A 15,569-nucleotide genomic window follows, 5' to 3' on the forward strand; every position below is an offset into this window, starting at 1 on the left:
TCCGATGGGCGACTTACACGCGGCGGGCCCGCCGCCGCACCCGCGGGCGGGCGACGACGGCGGCGGCGGCGGATTCGGGGCGGCCCCGGCCGACCGCGGCACCGGTGACCAGCGCTGGTGGATCTACCGGGGCACGGGAGCGCCGCTGTACGACACCAGCCTGCGCGAACTCCTCCCGCCGCCGCCCCCGTGGCGCCGCTTCACCGGCGGGCCGGTGGTGCCACCGCCGCCGCCCGACGACGAGGAGGTCGAGCGCCGGCTCGGGCGGGTCCCGACCGCTTCCGCCGGCTCCGAACACCTGCGGCGCGAGGCCGACATGGTGAACGCGGCGCTGCTGCTGCGCCGTCCGCTGCTCGTCACCGGCCGGCCGGGCACCGGCAAGTCCTCCCTGGCGTACCGGATCAGCAGGGAGCTGCGGCTGGGACGGGTGCTGCGCTGGCACATCACCAGCCGCACCACCTTGCGCTCGGGGCTGTACGACTACGACGCCATCGGCCGGGTCCAGGACGCGGCGGCGCTGCGCACCCTCACCCCATCAAATGCGCAGCCCGCCCCGGGCGCCGCCGTCGACGCGACCGGCGCCGCTCCGCACGAGGACGAACTCCCCGGCATCGGCGACTACCTGCAACTCGGGCCGCTGGGAACGGCGTTGCTGCCGTACGAACTGCCGCGCGTCCTCCTCATCGACGAACTGGACAAGTGCGACCAGGACTTGGCGAACGACCTGCTCAGCGTCTTCGAGGAGGGGCAGTTCCCGGTGCCGGAGCTGGTGCGCGCCCGACGTCGGCACCCGCGGGTGACGGTGCTGACGGACGATCCGCAGCGCACCGCCGAGATCGTCGACGGGCAGGTCGCCTGCCGGGCGTTCCCCGTCGTGGTGATCACCTCCAACGGTGAGCGGGAGTTCCCCCCGGCCTTCCTCCGCCGCTGCCTGCGGTTGCAGATGCCGGACCCGAGCCGCCCCCAGCTCGTCGACATGGTCATGGCCCATCTGCGGGAGGCGGTGCAGGGGGCGCCGGACCCGACCCGCGCCGACGAGTTGGTGGACCGGTTCCTGCGCAACAGCAGGGAGCGCGGCGGCCTGGCCGTCGACCAACTGCTCAACGCCGTCTTCCTGGCGACCTCGGGACGCTTCCCCGGCGACGACGAGGACGGCAAGGAAACCCTGGAGGACCTGGTGGACGCGCTATGGCACCGGCTCGACGGAGCGGGGGCGGAAACGAGGCCAGGATGACGGCGCCGGCGTCGCCCGCGGAGCCCCCGCCCCCCGTCCACGGCGCGGGGCCGGAGGCGGGGCACGGGTCGGCCCCCGACCGGGAGTTGCCGACCTGGACGGAGCTGGCGGACGCGCTGTACCTGGCGGCCTGGCAGGACGCGGCCGTACCGCTGTTCGACGTGCCGGGGCGGGCGGCGCTCACGCGCGGCGAACGGCCCCGGCAGGACGGCCGTCCGAACGTCGCCCGCGCGCCCGTCGAGGCACGCCCCGAGCACCGGCCCGCCGCGCCCCGGCCGGACGCCACGGCTCCCCCTCCCCTTGATGAAGCCGACGAGGCCGAGCAGACCGAGCAGGTCGAACGGCCCGGGCCCGCCGGCGGCCCACCGCCCGACGACGAACGCCCCCCGGAAGCGTTCGCCGCACCGCAGAAGGCCCCCGCCCGCCCCGCCCCGCCCTCCGAACTCACCTGGGCGCGCGCGGCCCTGAGACGGCCACCCCTCCCCCGCCGCCCCGCCGACGACGCCCGCCGCCCCCTCCAACCCCGGCTCGCGGACGCCCTGGCGCTCGGCAGGGCGCTGCGCCCGCTGCGGCTGACGCGCACCTCGCCGCACGCCCAGGAACTGGACGAGGAGGCGACCGCGGAGCAAGCCGCGCTGACCGGCGTGTGGTCCCCGGTGTGCCGGACCTCACCCGAGCGCCGGCTCGACCTGCTCCTGCTGGTGGACGGCAGCGCGTCGATGGCCCTGTGGTCGCGCACGGCGCACCAGATCGCCGAACTGATGGAGCAGTTGGCGGCGTTCCGCACCGTACGGACGGTGCGCTGGGACCTCGACGACGACGCGGCGGGCACCGCGGCCGCAACCGAGGTCCACGGACGCGCGGGGCAGTTGCTGCTCGCCGTCACGGACGGCGGACACCGCGCCTGGCGCACCGGCCGGGCCGCCTCGCTGCTGCACCGGCTCGGCCGCTCCTCCCCCGTCGCCGTGCTCAGCCTGCTGCCCCAGCACCTGTGGGACCTGACCCTGCCCACGGCCACCCGCACCCGGCTGCGCGCCCCCTCGTCCGCCGCGCCCAACCGTGCGTACGAAGCGGACTGGAAGCACCCGCACGCGGACGCGCTGGGATCGGACCCGTCGGCCGCGGCCGCGGTCCCCGGTGACGGCGCGGCCCCCGTGCCCGTGCCCGTCGTCGAACTGCGGCCGGCGTCGCTGGGCCGGTGGGCCGGGCTGGTGGCGGCGGACGGCGGCGAGTGGCACGCGCTGGCGGCGCTGTGGACGGCCCCGGACGAGGACCTGCGCTCGGCCGTCGTCGGCCCGGTGCCCGCCGCGCTCCCGGACGTCGTGACCGCCCCGCAGGGCGAAGTGGGCGCCGGCGGACGGGCGGAGCCGTCGGCGGTCCAGCGGGCCAGACGGGCCGCGGCCACGGTGCGCCGCTTCCGCGCCGTGGCGTCCCCGACCGCGTACGCCCTGGCGCAGCGGCTCGCCGCGGCACCGCTCAATCTCCCCGTGATGCGCCTGCTCCAACAGGCCCTGCCCGGAGCCCAGTTCTGGAACCTCGCGGAAATCGTGCTGCTCGGCCTGGTGCACCGCAGCGACGAGTCGGCCGACGCCGAGGACGCCCACCGGGTCTCCTTCGACTTCCGGGCGGGCGTACGGGAGGAACTGCTCTCCCGCGGCAGCCGGGTGGAGACGGTGCGCGCCCTGCGCCAGATCGAGCAGCACCTCGGGCCGTGGCTCGACGCGGTGTGGGGGGCGGGCGGCAGTGCGCTGGTGGCGCCGGAGGGCGACCACCCCGACCCTCCGATGGCAGAGCACACCCGCCCGTTCGTGGCCCACCTGTACACCGCCCTGTGCGCGGTGTCCGGCCCGTATCTCGCCCGCGCCAACCAACTGGGACGTATGCTCCAGAGCACCGCTCCCGGGCCGCCTCCGCGACCGGGAGCCACCGGAGCTGCCCCCGCGGCCGAAGGCAACCGGCCATCGGGGTATTCATCCGGTGAAATGTCGTCAAAGCCGAAGAAACCTCCCTCGGACGCGCTAGATTACGGGCCCTGGACGCCTCTTGATCCACATCAGGCGAACACCCCGCGCTCCGCGGCGACTTCACCCCTGACGCCGTCGACCGCGGCCCTGCCCCCCGCCCCGCCGACGCACCTGTCTGTCACCGAACCGACGCCCCCGCCCGCGCAGCCGGAGCCGGCGTCCCCCCAGCCCACCCCGCCCGACCAGTCCTCCCGGTCCGCCGGCTCCCCCCAGTCGACACCGCCGACACCACCGACGCCGCCGACACCTTCCGCGTCCGCCCCGCCCAGCACCACGCCCGCACGTCCACGACAAGGAGGCATCGCCGTGTCTGCCGGTCAGCCCGTTGCCCAGGGGCCGCGAAGCCCGCACGATCCGCCCCGCATCTGGGGGAACGTACCGCAGCGGAACCGGAACTTCACGGGTCGAGAAGTGCTGCTGGACAGCCTGCGAGAACGGTTGGCCGGAGGCGTGGCCGCGGTCCTGCCGGAAGCGCTGCACGGCATGGGCGGCGTCGGCAAGTCCCAGATCGCCATCGAGTACGTGTACCGCAACAGCCGCGGCTACCGACTCGTCTGGTGGATCCCCGCCGAGCAGGAGAACCAGATCGTCCAGTCGTTGATCGAACTGGGCGAGGAGATGGGCCTCCAGGTGGGCTCCGAGCGGAGCGCGGTCCCCGCGGTGCTGGACGCCCTGCGCCGCGGCGAGCCGTACCGGGACTGGCTCCTGGTCTTCGACAACGCCGAGAACCCCAAAGTGGTCAGAAAATACTTCCCCAGCGACGGACCCGGACGGATCATCGTCACGTCCCGCAACTTCCAGTGGTCCACCGACGCCAGCTCGCTGGAGGTCGACGTCTTCACCCGCGAGGAGAGCGTCGCCCTGCTGCGCAGGCGCAGCCCCCAACTCCCCGACGAATCGGTCGACCACCTCGCCGCCGCGCTCGGCGACCTCCCCCTGGCGGTCGAACAGGCCGCCGTCTGGCTGGCCGAGACCGGCATGCCGGTCCAGCAGTACCTGGAGGTGTACGAGCGCAACTTCACCGAACTCATGCAGTCCGAACCGCCCGGGGACTACCCGCTGTCGGTGGCCGCGGCGTGGAACGTGTCGCTGGGCCGGCTGCGCGAGACCCGGCCGGACGCCCTGCACCTCCTCCAGGTCTGCGCCTTCTTCGCGCCCGAGCCCATCGAGTGGGACCTGTTCTCCGCGGTGCGCGGGATCTCCGTGCCGCCCGAGCTCCAGTCCGCGCTGGACGACCCGGTCAAGCTGGGCCGGGCGATCCGGGAGATCGGCCGTTACGCCCTGGCCCGCATCGACCACCGGCAGAACACGGTCCAGATGCACCGGCTGGTGCAGCGCGTGCTGATCGAGCAGATGAACGCGCAGGAACGCGCCACGATGCGGCACGCCGCGCACCAACTGCTCGCCCACGCCGACCCGAGGAACCCCCAGCGCGTCACCTACTGGCCGCGCTACTCCTCCCTCCTCTCCCACGTCCAGGCGTCCAACGCGGTCGAGTGCGAGGAGCCCTGGACCCGTCGGCTCGTCCTGAACGAGGTGTGGTTCCTGCGCGCCCGCGGCGACCACGGGGGCGCGCTGGAGTTGGGCGAGCGCGCCGCGGGGATCTGGCGCGAGCGCCTGGGCGACGACGACGAGGAGGTCATGGCGGTCGACCAGCAGATCGCCCAGGCGCTGCGCGACCAGGGCTCCGACCTCCGGCGCGCCTACGACATGCAGTCCGTGCTCGTCGAACGGTTCCGCCGGGTCTACGGCGATGCGCACGAGGACACCCTCCGGGCCCAGAGCTTCATGGCCGCCCACCACCGCAACCGGGGCGCCTTCAACGAGGCCCGGGAGATGGACCGGCAGGTCTACGAGTCCAGCCAGCGGGAGTTCGGCGCGGACGACCCCGCGACCCTCCTCGCCGCACACAACTACGCGGTGAGCCTGCGGCTGGCCGGCGACGCCGACAAGGCGCTGGACCTGGACTACGACACGTGGCAGCGCCGCATCGAGACGCTGGGCGAGGACCACCTCTACACGCTGACGACCCGGGACGCGTACCTGCTCGACCTCCAGGAACTCGGCCGCTACGAGGACGCGCTCGAAGGCTACGAGGTGCTGGCCGAGGAGGTCTCCGAGAAGCTGGGCGAGACGCACCCCTTCACCACCCTGGTGAACCGCAACCGGTGCGTGTCGCGGCGCAAGCGGGGCGACCACGAGGGCGCCTACGCGCTCTCCCGCCGGTACGTCGAGCTGACCAGCGAACTCTTCGGCACCGACAGCCGCAACTACCTGCTGCTGTCGGTCAGCCACGCCAACGACCTGCGCCAGATCGGCAAGCTCCAGGAGTCGCGCTGGCTGTGCGAGCAGACGTTGGAGACGCACCGCCTGCGGTACGGCAGGGAGCACCCGCACAGCTTCGCCTGCGCGATGAACCTGGCGGTGACCCTCAGGCTGCTCCAGCAGCCCGAGGCCGCGCTGGCACTCGACGAGGAGTCGGTCGAGGGCCTCAGCCGGTCGCTCGGCGCCACGCACCCGCGGACGCTGCTCGCCCGGATGAACCTCGCCAGCGACCACTTCGCCCTCGGCCGCCCGGAGGAGGCCCACGCCATCGACAAGGTCGTGGCCGAGGAGTCGGCCCGGCTGCGCGAGACCCACCCGGCGAACCTGGCGGTCCAACTCAACCTGAGCCACGATCTGAAGGCGCTGCGCCGGACGGAGGAGAGCGAGCACGTGTACGCGGCGGCGGTGAAGCGCTACCGCAGTGCGTTGGGGCCGTCGCACCCGGCGACGACGGACGCGGAGAACGGCCTCCGCGCCAACGCGGACATCGACCTGATCCTCCTGTAGCCCCCGCGCGGGCGCCCCGGGGCGCCCGCGCCCCGCACCCCGGTGCGGCTGACCCCTGCGACCCGGTGGTGGGTTGGCCGCGCAGTTCCGCCCCTATGCCCACAGGGCACGGGTCCAGCGCCCCCGGCCTACCCGCCGTAACCCTGCGGGCACGTTGCTCCCTGCGGCCCGGTGGGGCTTGTTCGCGCAGTTCCCCGCGCCCCTAAACCCCCGTCTACCTGCAGCCTGGTGGGGCTTGTTCGCGCAGTTCCGCCCCCTATGCCCAGAAGGCATGGGGGGACCCCCAGCGCCCCTGATGTGGTTGCCGCCGTCGTTCAACCACCGGTAGTGCGGCACCCCGCTACGCCCGAAGGGCGTGGGGGTTTCAGGAGCGCTGGAGTCCCCATGCCCTCTGGGCATAGGGGCGGAGTTGCGCGGCCGACCCGCCACCGGGCCGCAGGCATGCGATTGGGGGAGCGAATCAGGGGCGCTGGGGGTCCCCCCATGCCTTCTGGGCATAGGGGGCGGAACTGCGCGACCAGCCCACCACCGGGCCGCAGGGGCCAATGTGCCCGCAGGGTTACGGCGGGTAGGTCGGGGGCGCTGGGCCGTGCCCTGTGGGCAGAGGGGGCGGAACTGCGCGACCAGCCCACCACCGGGCCGCAGGGAGCAACGTGCCCGCAGGGTTACGGCGGGAGGGCAGGGCCTGGAGCGGAAGAACGTCGCGTTCGGGCCAGGTCGCACAGCGCCGGCAGGCACCGCGGGCGTGGGGGCTAGTGCCGTGACCGGCAATGTTTGCCCGTGAGGAGTGTCGTCCGGTGCGTGCGATCGCAAGGCGGCCGGAAGCTCTGGTAGCGGTGGGGGTACCTCCCGTGCCCGCAGGGCACAGGGGGCCTACCAGGGGTTTCGGCCAACGCGGCGAGGGCGCGTGCCGGACGGGACGACAGGGCAAAGCTTGCCGGGAGGGGCACTAGTTCGTGAGCCAGGTCGCGAGCTCAAGGGGGGTCGGCGTGGGGGCGCCGCGGGCCGTCAGGGCTCGGCGGACCGCGGCGATCAGGTCCGGGCGGGACAGGAGCGCCTCCGCCGCCGCCCCGCGCACCGGCAGGGCCAGCGCCGCGCCGATCCACGCCTCCGCGTCCTCCGGGGCCCGCGCCGCCCACGCCGCGTGGTGCAGCGCGGCGCGCTCGGCGTCCCCGGCGATCGTCGCGTACTCGGCCAGGCGCACCGGGTCCCCGGCCGCCTCCGCCTGCCGGTACCCACTGAAGAAACGTTTCGGTGAAGACAGCAGGTACCGGGCCGAAGGGCCGAAGGAGTCGAGCCGGATGCGGTCGGGCCGCGGGCGCAGCGTCACGGGCGGCAGGGGCGGCGCCGTGCGCCCCGCCGTCCAGGCCGCGGCGAACCCGTCCGCGACCGACCGTTCGACCTCCAGATGGCGCACCCGCCACACCGAACGTCGCAGCGCGCAGTAGTGCCGGGCCAGCCGACCCGCCTCCGCGTGCACGTCGTCGCCGAGCCAGCCCCGTACGTCCGCGACGACCGCCGCCACGAACAGCCGACCCGCCTCGGTCAGGTCGTCGTCCGACGCGAGCGCCCCGACGCCCTCCAGCACCTGTTCCCTGAGCAGCGCGAACTCGAAGTCCGCGCGCAGCGCCTCGGTCCCGGTCACCCGGGTGCGGTGGCGCCGCCAGAACCGCGCGACGCCGGCGAAGGCGAACACCCCGTGGAGCAGGCCGAGCACCGGTCGCGGATCGCTGCGCCACGGCGCGTAGTGCAGACGGGCCGCGGCCTCGCCCGGCCGGTCGCCCGCCGCCCGCACCAGCGGCACCAGGCCGAGCAGCGCGTTCAGTTGTTGGTGCCGGGCCTCGTGGACCAGGACGGCCGCCGTCTGCGTCGCGTCGTACGGCAGGGAGAGGGTGACCGCGCCGAAGGCATCCGCCGAGGAGGCGCTGGCGACCAGCCCGCCCCGCGCGGTCCGGAACGGCCGGGGCACGAGCACCTTGACCACCGTGGTGACCGCGCGGGCCTCGTCGGGGGACTCCCGCGCCAGCACGTCGTACGCCCGGGCCACCCGGTCCTGCCACAGCCGCAGTCCACGCTCCCCCATCCGACCGGGGGACTTCGGGTACCGGGTGAAGTCGCGGTACGGCGTCACGGTGTCCAACCGCACCACCGCCGCCGCGCCGTCGGTCGGGGCCGCGGCGGGTCCCGGCAGCGGTCGCACCCCGAGCAGCGGGCGCCACCCCGGGGCCGTCGCCGTGGCGGTGCGCGGGAGTCGTACGTCAGCGGTCTCCCCCCGGACGACGGCGCCCCGCCGCCCCACCCGCACCTCCGCCTCGCTCCAGCGGCGCCGGGCGACCGGGCCCGCGACGCCGGCTCCGGGCACCCAGACCATGCCGCGGTGCGCGGGCACCCGCACCACCACGGGCACCCCGGCGCGCAGCGCAGCCGCGGCGGCCAGTGCCTGGAACTGCCCGAGGTCGGCCCAGAGCGGCGCGGGGGCCTTCGCCGGTGGGGCAGATCCGGCCATTCTGCGCAGCAGGCGCAAGGACCAGGCCATGACGGCCGGATCGCTCAGTACCGCCTCGACCGCGTCGGGCGCCTCGCGCTCCACCCGGCACAGCAGGCGCCACGCCCGCTGCCCCGCGGATGCGCCGCCCGCGCTCCGGAGGCCGTGGTGCGCCCCGTCGACGCGCTCGACGTCGTCGAGGCGGTCGAGCAGCGTCCTGATGACCAGAAGGAGTTGGCTGCGCTGCCCGGAACACAGGAGCCGGAGGTCGTCGGCGTCCGCCCGTCCGGTGGCTATCGCGCCCAGCGACCGACGCGAGATCCGGTGCACGTCCAGCGGCCGGGCTCCTGCGGTCACCGCCGACCTGATCCCCGTCCGCGCAGGAACGTCATCTCCACCACGTTGGACTCGCCCTGGGTCCCGAACGCCAGGATGGCCAGGTGGTCGGCGGTTTTCAAGGCGCGCCGCAGCACGGGATCGTCGCTGGAGTGCAGCTCCGTCAAAGAGATTCCGGACAGATCGACGAGGTCGGAACAGAAGTCCTTCGCAGACTCTGCCATACCGTGGTTCCCCCTGAAGTGGTGGTCTGACGGCTCGGGGTGCGCTTCCATGGTGGCTGCATCGGCCCGGTAGCGGAAGACGGCCGCAGGTCATACAGCGAGGTGTCGAAACACGCACGGCGAACGGCTCTACGGAGGGGTGGGGATGACGCGGCTGTTGCGGTTCCAGACGGGTGAGGACGACGGTTCCGTGGTCGTGGAGGTGGCGGATGACGAGCCCGGGGTGGTCGAGGTGTCCCGGCTCGGGACGGCCGTCGCGGATGCCGCGACGTCGTTCGAGGAGGGCGTCGATCGCATCCGGAACGCGGCGGCAAGCGCCCTGGGAAGGCTGCGGTCCATGCCCAGCAGTCCTGATGAGATCAGCTTGGAGTTCGGCGTGCGGTTCAACGCGGAGTTGGGCGCGGTGATCGCCAAGACGCAGGGGGAGGCGCACCTCACGGTGACGATGACGTGGCGCGCGGCGGCGGCCGACGGCTGATCGGCCACGCGCCCGGTTGCCGCCCGCGGGCCGCGGCGGCGCCCCGTCCGCAGCGGCCGTCGGGAGCGCCCCGGACCGGGCGCGCCGGGGCACCGGATCCGGCCACGGCGCGTCAGAGGGGCCCGGCCGGGGAGGTCGGGCAGGTGCGGGGGAAGGCCCGGCGGTAGTCGCCGGGGGTGACTCCGACGTGGCGCAGGAAGTGGTGGCGCAGGTTGTTCGCGGTGCCGAGGCCACTGAGTTCGCCGATCTTCTCGACCGACAGGTCCGTGGTCTCCAGCAGCACCCTCGCCCGGCCCAGGCGTTGGTTGAGCAGCCATTGGAGGGGTGTGGTGCCGGTGGCGGCCTGGAGGCGGCGGTAGAAGGTGCGGGGGCTCATGGCGGCGCGGCGGGCCAGGTCGTGGACCGTCAGGGGGCGGTCGAGGCGGGCGCGGGCCCAGTCGAGCACGGGGGTGAGTCCCTCGTCGTCCTCCTCGGGCACGGACAGGTCGATGAACTGCGCCTGGCCGCCGGGCCGGTGGGCGGGGACCACCATCCGGCGGGCGAGTTGGTTGGCCACCCGGGCGCCGAGGTCGCGGCGGACCAGGTGGAGGCAGAGGTCGAGTCCGGCGGTGAGGCCGGCGCTGGTCAGGACGGAACCGTCGTCGACGTAGAGGACCGAGTCGTCGACCTCCACCTTCGGGTAGCGCCGGGCGAGTTGGGCGGTGTGCATCCAGTGGGCGGTGGCCCGGCGGCCGTCGAGCAGGCCGGCCTCGGCGAGCGCGAAGGCACCGGTGCACAGGGAGACCATGCGGGCGCCGGAGTCGGACGCGCGGCGCAGGGCGGTGATCAGTTCGGGCGGCAGCGGGCGGCCCTCCTCGACGCAGGGGTCGGGCACCGAGGGGACGATGACGGTGTCCGCGCCTTCCAGGCCGTCGAGCCCGTAGGGGGTGCGCAAGGTCAGGCCGACGCCGCTGACGTCCGCGACGCCGGGTTGGCCCACGCCGTCCCGGGTGCCGCACAGCCGCATCTCGTACCAGGGGTCGACCAGGTCGGGCTGGGGCTTGCCGAAGACCGTGCAGGGGATGCTCAGTTCGTACAGGTCCCAGGAGGGGAGCCCGATCTCCTCGGTGGCGACGACGGCGACCGTTCCAGCGCTCATGGTCGAAGGCTAAGCGCTCCCGGGAGGCGTGGCAGGAATTTGGTGGTCGGCGGCACCGGTGTCACTGTCGGCGCGCTTCCCGCGCTGCGATCTTGGTGCGCAGGTGGTCAACCGCCCCCAGATCAGCCGCCCGACGGAGGAGCAGAGCCATGAGTGCCGAAACGACGAGTTCCGAGATGACGACCGCGACTGCGGCCGCTGCTGCGACCGCGCCCGCGCCCGCGCGTCAGGCGGTGACCGTGCTGGGCCTGGGCTCGATGGGTACGGCGCTGGCCGGGGCGCTGCTGGCGGCGGGCCACCCGACGACCGTGTGGAACCGCACCCCCGAGAAGGCCGCGCCGCTGGTCGCCCGGGGCGCGGTGCTCGCCGGGAGCGTGCGGGAGGCGATCGAGGCGAGCCCGCTGGTGATCTCAGTGGTGCTGGACTACCCGGCGCTGTACTCGGCCCTCGCCCCCGCGCTCGACGCGCTGAAGGGCAGGTCGCTGGTCAACCTCTCCTCCGGTTCGCCGGAGCAGGCGTCGGCGGCGGTGGAGTGGGCGCGCCGGTACGACGTGGACTACCTGGACGGCGCGATCATGACGACGCCGCCGGGCGTCGGCAGCTCCGACGTCATGTTCCTGTTCAGCGGGGACCGTACGGTCTTCGACGCGCACCGCCCGGCGCTCGGGTCTCTGGGCGATCCCCTGTACCTCGGCACCGATCCGGGGCTCGCCGCCCTCTACGACACGGCCCTGCTCGGGCTGATGTGGGCGACGATGACGGGCTGGCTGCACGGCACGGCGGTGGTCACGGCGGAGGGGACGAAGGCGACGGACTTCACGGCGGTGGCGACGCGTTGGCTGGGCACGGTGAACAACTTCATCACCCGCTACGCCGGTCAGGTCGACGCCGGCGGCTACCCGGGCGACGACGCGACCCTCGACGTCCAGATCGCGACGATCGACCACCTGCTGCACGCGGCGGAGGCGCGGGGCGTCGACAACGCGCTCCCGCTGCTGCTGAAGTCGCTGATGGAGCGGGCGGCTGCGGCGGGGCACGGCTCGGACAGCTACGGCAGCGTGATCGAGGCCCTACGCACGAGGTGACCCGCGCGTCCCCCGCGCCCCGGGGCCCGGTTCGTCACCGCCGCCCAGTTCCCCGCGCCCCCGACGATACCCCCGCGGGAGCAATGGTCCCCGCGGGCCGGTGGGGGCAGTTCGCGCGGGGCAACGGCGGCTACGCCCAGAGGCGCAGGGAAGCGCGCAGGGCCTTCCGGACACGGCCCAGGGGAACCGCGAGGATGCCGGCCTCGCGTCGAGAGGGGCACGGGTGGCGGGCTAACCCGACGTCACCAGCCGTGCAGCGCCCGCGTCCACGCGTAGCATCGTGCAGATCTCGTAGAGGCTCGACTCGCTCGCGGCCTCCGGGACGTCGAACGTTCCCACCGCCGTGCCGGCCTCGGTCGCCACGGGGACGGGGTGGTCGTACCGACCCGTGTCCTCCACGGCCGCGAGGATCTTGCCGTCGGCGTCGTACAGTGCGGTCAGTCTCATGTGCCACTCACCCAAATCGCGCTGAACCGGTAGATGTTGCCCGACGAGACGCTGATGTCGAAGTGGTCCGTCTGCTGAAGGTTGTTGTCGGACGCAGTGAAGTGCCGGACGATCTCCGTGCCCGCCTCGTTCGCCTGGAACGGGCGCCAGGAGAAGGCCCAGAAGTGCTCGCGTTCGCCGATCGTCCAGGTCCAGTGATCCGTTCCCGGGGACTGGAAGACGTCGGACCAGCGGTGATCGATACCTGGGGACATGCCCTCACCCGACCTTCGTCGAGCCGTTCGCGCCTCGGCCCGGCAAGCGCCGGGCGCGGCGCACGGCGGTGAACAGGACCCCCTCGTTCATCGTCTCCCCGCCGCGGTCGTGATCGCGACTCGGCGGCGGGCGCGCCCGGCGCGGCCGGACGTTGTCAGACCCCGGTCGTAGCCTGCGGAGCATGGAGAGCAGAGCGACGGCGGTGCTGATCGAGCCCTGGTCCGAGGGGGACTTCGATCTGCTGCGGGCGACCAACGCACCCGGGATGATGGAGCACTTGGGCGGGCCGGAGACGGAGGAGAAGCTGCTGGACCGGCACCGGCGGTACGTCGCGCTGAGCGCGGCCGACTCCGGCGCGGGACGGATGTACCGGATCGTGGTGGCGGCCACCGGCGAAGCCGCGGGCACGATCGGCTTCTGGGAGCAGACCTCGACGTCCGAGGGCCTGCCGGTGTACGAGACGGGGTGGGGGGTCCTGGCCGAGTTCCAGGGCCGCGGCATGGCGTCCCGGGCCACGGCCCTGGTGGTGGAGGCCGCCCGCGCCGCCGGTCGGCACCGCTACCTCTTCGCCTACCCGAAGGTGGAGAACGCCGCGTCCAACGCCGTCTGCCGCAAGGTGGGCTTCGAACTGCTCGGGGAGGTCGCCATGGAGTACCCGCCGGGGCACCCGATCACGTCGAACGAATGGCGGCTGGACCTTCGGGCGTAGCGCATCCCCGAAGGGGCCCCGCGGCGGACAATCCGGATGCCGCGCGCGCCCCGGCGGTGCCATGCTGACGGCGTGAACGGACCGCAGATCCACCTCAGCGTCGCCCCCGAGCTGCGCCTTTTCGTCCCGTCGGAGCGCCGCCAGGGCCGTACGACGCTGGTGACCGACGGCTCGTCCTCGCTCGGGCACGTCATCGAGTCCCTGGGCGTGCCGCTCACCGAGGCCGGCCGGCTGGTGGTCGACGGGCGCCAGGTCCCGGTCTCGCACGTGCCGAGCGCGGGCGAGAGCGTCGAGGTGTACGGGGTGGAGCGCCCGCAACGCGTGCCGGGGGCGCCGCTGCGGTTCCTGCTGGACGTGCACCTCGGGACGTTGGCGCGGCGGCTGCGGCTGCTCGGCGTGGACGCGGCGTACGAGAGCGAGGACATCGGCGATCCGGCGCTGGCCGCGCTCTCCGCGCGGGAGCGGCGGGTGCTGCTCTCCCGGGACCGCGGGTTGCTGCGGCGGCGGGAGCTCTGGGCGGGGGCGTACGTCTACAGCGACCGCCCCGACGACCAGCTCCGCGACGTGCTCGGCCGCTTCGCCCCGCACCTCGCGCCGTGGACGCGCTGCACCGCGTGCAACGGGCCGCTGCGGGACGCCGACAAGGACTCGGTGCGCGGCCGGCTGGAGCACGGCACCGAGCGGACGTACGACGTGTTCGCGCAGTGCTCGCAGTGCGAGCGGGTGTACTGGCGCGGGGCGCACCACGCGCGGCTGGTGAAGATCGTGGACGACGCGGTACGGGAGTTCGGCGGCGCACCCGCCCCGCAGTGAGCGCGCGCAAGGCCCGGCCGGCGGCGGAAGGCGTACGGGTCGCCCGGCGCCGGCGCCGGCGCCTCGTGCCGGTCGTTGCGCGCGGGCGCCGCCGTTCCCGTGCGTGCCGACCGTCACGACGACCTCGTCCGGGGGCGCCGTGGGTCCGTGGCTCCAGGTCGGTGACGTGCGCCTCGGCACCGGCCCACACCGGCCCGGTCGCCCGCAGCGCCAGCCGGTCAGGGCTCCCGTGACACGCTGTGCCCATGCTGATCGCCCGTTCCGTCGCCCTGTTCGCCGTCGCCGCGCTCTTCGAGATCGGCGGCGCCTGGCTGGTCTGGCAGGGCGTGCGGGAACACCGCGGCTGGATCTGGATCGGCGCGGGCGTGATCGCGCTGGGCGCGTACGGTTTCTTCGCCACGCTCCAGCCCGACGGCGAGTTCGGCCGCATCCTCGCCGCGTACGGCGGCGTCTTCGTCGCCGGCTCCATCGCGTGGGGCATGGTCGCGGACGGCTACCGCCCCGACCGCTGGGACGTGATCGGCGCGCTGATCTGCCTGGTGGGCATGGCCGTGATCATGTACGCGCCCCGGGCGCGCTGACCCCGCCGGAAAAACCGCAGGCCGGGCCCGCCTGCCGCCGCCTTCGCGCACCCGCCTATCCTGGCCGCGCCCGACGCCCGCCACCTGCAACCCGACGCTTGGCGCCCCACGCCCGCTGACGTACGAGGAGAGCCCGCATGCCCACCCCCGCCGACCGCACCGCCCCCGTCGCCGTCGTCACCGGGGCCAGCAGCGGCATCGGCGCGGCCACCGCCCGCCGGCTCGCCGCCGAGGGCTACCACGTCGTGCTGGCCGCGCGCCGCGGCGAGCGCATCGACGCCCTCGCCGCGGAGCTGACAGCCGCCGGCCTCAGCGCCGCCGCCCACCCCCTGGACGTCACCGACCGGGCCGCCGTCGACGCGCTGGCCGCCGCGCTCGACCGCTGCGACGTGCTCGTCAACAACGCCGGCGGCGCACTCGGCGCGGACCCGGTGTCCACCGGCGACCCCGCCGAGTGGCGCTGGATGTACGAGGTGAACGTGCTCGGCACCCTCAACACCACCCAGGCCCTGCTGCCCGCCCTGACCGCCAGCGGCAACGGCACCGTCGTCGTCCTGACCTCCACCGCGGGCCACGCCACCTACGAGGGCGGCGCCGGCTACGTCGCCGCCAAGCACGCCGAACACGTGCTCGCCGAGACCCTGCGCCTGGAGATCGTCGGCACCCCGGTGCGGGTGATCGAGGTCGCCCCCGGCATGGTGCGCACCGACGAGTTCGCCACCACCCGCTTCCGCGGCGACGCGGCGAAGGCCGCGAGCGTGTACGACGGCGTGGGCGCGCCGCTGACCGCGGACGACGTCGCCGACACCGTCGCCTGGGCGGTCACCCGCCCGCCGCACGTCAACGTCGACCTGCTGGTGGTCCGCCCCCGCGCCCAGGCGTCCAACACCAAGGTCCACCGGGAGCGGTGACCCGTGCCGGCAAGTGC

The 15,569-nt window shown here is 74.2% G+C and carries 13 protein-coding genes; 8 read left to right on the forward strand and 5 right to left on the reverse strand.

What is annotated here, in order from left to right; genetic code table 11:
• The first annotated feature begins 4 nt into the window (after positions 1 to 4).
• Both ACH4E8_RS05530 and fxsT read left to right on the forward strand, forming a co-directional pair.
• A complete protein-coding gene (locus ACH4E8_RS05530) occupies positions 5 to 1,234 on the forward strand; it encodes an AAA family ATPase (protein WP_398444544.1) in 1,230 nt (409 codons plus the stop codon).
• On the forward strand, positions 1,231 to 6,090 hold the full coding sequence (gene fxsT, locus ACH4E8_RS05535) for an FxSxx-COOH system tetratricopeptide repeat protein (protein ID WP_398444546.1): 4,860 nt from the start codon (positions 1,231 to 1,233) through the stop codon (positions 6,088 to 6,090). Before ACH4E8_RS05530 ends, fxsT begins: the two co-directional genes overlap by 4 nt.
• Before the next feature lie 949 nt (positions 6,091 to 7,039).
• On the opposite strand, the gene ACH4E8_RS05540 is transcribed toward fxsT, so the two are convergent.
• Together ACH4E8_RS05540 and ACH4E8_RS05545 are read right to left on the reverse strand one after the other, a co-directional pair.
• Positions 7,040 to 8,932: an aKG-HExxH-type peptide beta-hydroxylase gene (locus tag ACH4E8_RS05540; RefSeq protein ID WP_398444548.1), complete on the reverse strand. Its 1,893-nt coding sequence runs from the start codon at positions 8,930 to 8,932 to the stop codon at positions 7,040 to 7,042.
• Entirely contained in the window at positions 8,929 to 9,135 is a 207-nt protein-coding gene (locus ACH4E8_RS05545; protein ID WP_398444551.1) for a hypothetical protein, read from the reverse strand. Before ACH4E8_RS05545 ends, ACH4E8_RS05540 begins: the two co-directional genes overlap by 4 nt.
• Positions 9,136 to 9,280: 145 nt before the next feature.
• Between ACH4E8_RS05545 and ACH4E8_RS05550 the strand changes: the two genes are divergently transcribed.
• Positions 9,281 to 9,613, forward strand: a complete 333-nt coding sequence (locus ACH4E8_RS05550) for a CU044_2847 family protein (RefSeq protein ID WP_398444553.1) — start codon at positions 9,281 to 9,283, stop codon at positions 9,611 to 9,613.
• A 112-nt stretch (positions 9,614 to 9,725) separates the two neighbouring features.
• Here the strand turns inward: ACH4E8_RS05550 and ACH4E8_RS05555 are convergent, their stop codons facing one another.
• A complete protein-coding gene (locus tag ACH4E8_RS05555) occupies positions 9,726 to 10,751 on the reverse strand; it encodes a GlxA family transcriptional regulator (RefSeq protein ID WP_398444555.1) in 1,026 nt (341 codons plus the stop codon).
• 176 nt (positions 10,752 to 10,927) lie between these two features.
• Between ACH4E8_RS05555 and ACH4E8_RS05560 the strand changes: the two genes are divergently transcribed.
• Positions 10,928 to 11,836, forward strand: a complete 909-nt coding sequence (locus tag ACH4E8_RS05560; protein ID WP_398444767.1) for an NAD(P)-dependent oxidoreductase — start codon at positions 10,928 to 10,930, stop codon at positions 11,834 to 11,836.
• 231 nt (positions 11,837 to 12,067) lie between these two features.
• Here the strand turns inward: ACH4E8_RS05560 and ACH4E8_RS05565 are convergent, their stop codons facing one another.
• Together ACH4E8_RS05565 and ACH4E8_RS05570 are read right to left on the reverse strand one after the other, a co-directional pair.
• Positions 12,068 to 12,283, reverse strand: a complete 216-nt coding sequence (locus ACH4E8_RS05565) for a hypothetical protein (RefSeq protein WP_398444557.1) — start codon at positions 12,281 to 12,283, stop codon at positions 12,068 to 12,070.
• Positions 12,280 to 12,537 (reverse strand): hypothetical protein, encoded by a 258-nt coding sequence (locus ACH4E8_RS05570; RefSeq protein WP_398444558.1) that lies wholly within the window; start codon positions 12,535 to 12,537, stop codon positions 12,280 to 12,282. The genes ACH4E8_RS05565 and ACH4E8_RS05570 overlap by 4 nt, the downstream gene beginning before the upstream one ends.
• A 182-nt stretch (positions 12,538 to 12,719) precedes the next feature.
• On the opposite strand from ACH4E8_RS05570, the gene ACH4E8_RS05575 reads away from it, so the two are divergent.
• From ACH4E8_RS05575 to ACH4E8_RS05590, 4 genes are all read left to right on the forward strand, one after another.
• Positions 12,720 to 13,247: a GNAT family N-acetyltransferase gene (locus tag ACH4E8_RS05575; protein ID WP_398444560.1), complete on the forward strand. Its 528-nt coding sequence runs from the start codon at positions 12,720 to 12,722 to the stop codon at positions 13,245 to 13,247.
• A 72-nt stretch (positions 13,248 to 13,319) separates the two neighbouring features.
• Positions 13,320 to 14,060, forward strand: a complete 741-nt coding sequence (locus ACH4E8_RS05580) for a Mut7-C RNAse domain-containing protein (protein WP_398444562.1) — start codon at positions 13,320 to 13,322, stop codon at positions 14,058 to 14,060.
• Positions 14,061 to 14,305: 245 nt separating this feature from the next.
• Positions 14,306 to 14,641, forward strand: a complete 336-nt coding sequence (locus ACH4E8_RS05585) for a YnfA family protein (RefSeq protein WP_361530773.1) — start codon at positions 14,306 to 14,308, stop codon at positions 14,639 to 14,641.
• Positions 14,642 to 14,778: 137 nt separating this feature from the next.
• On the forward strand, positions 14,779 to 15,552 hold the full coding sequence (locus ACH4E8_RS05590; protein WP_398444564.1) for an SDR family NAD(P)-dependent oxidoreductase: 774 nt from the start codon (positions 14,779 to 14,781) through the stop codon (positions 15,550 to 15,552).
• Positions 15,553 to 15,569: the final 17 nt, after the last annotated feature.

The organism is Streptomyces sp. NPDC017979 (genome assembly GCF_044328175.1).
In the GTDB taxonomy this organism is placed as follows: Bacteria; Actinomycetota; Actinomycetes; order Streptomycetales; family Streptomycetaceae; genus Streptomyces.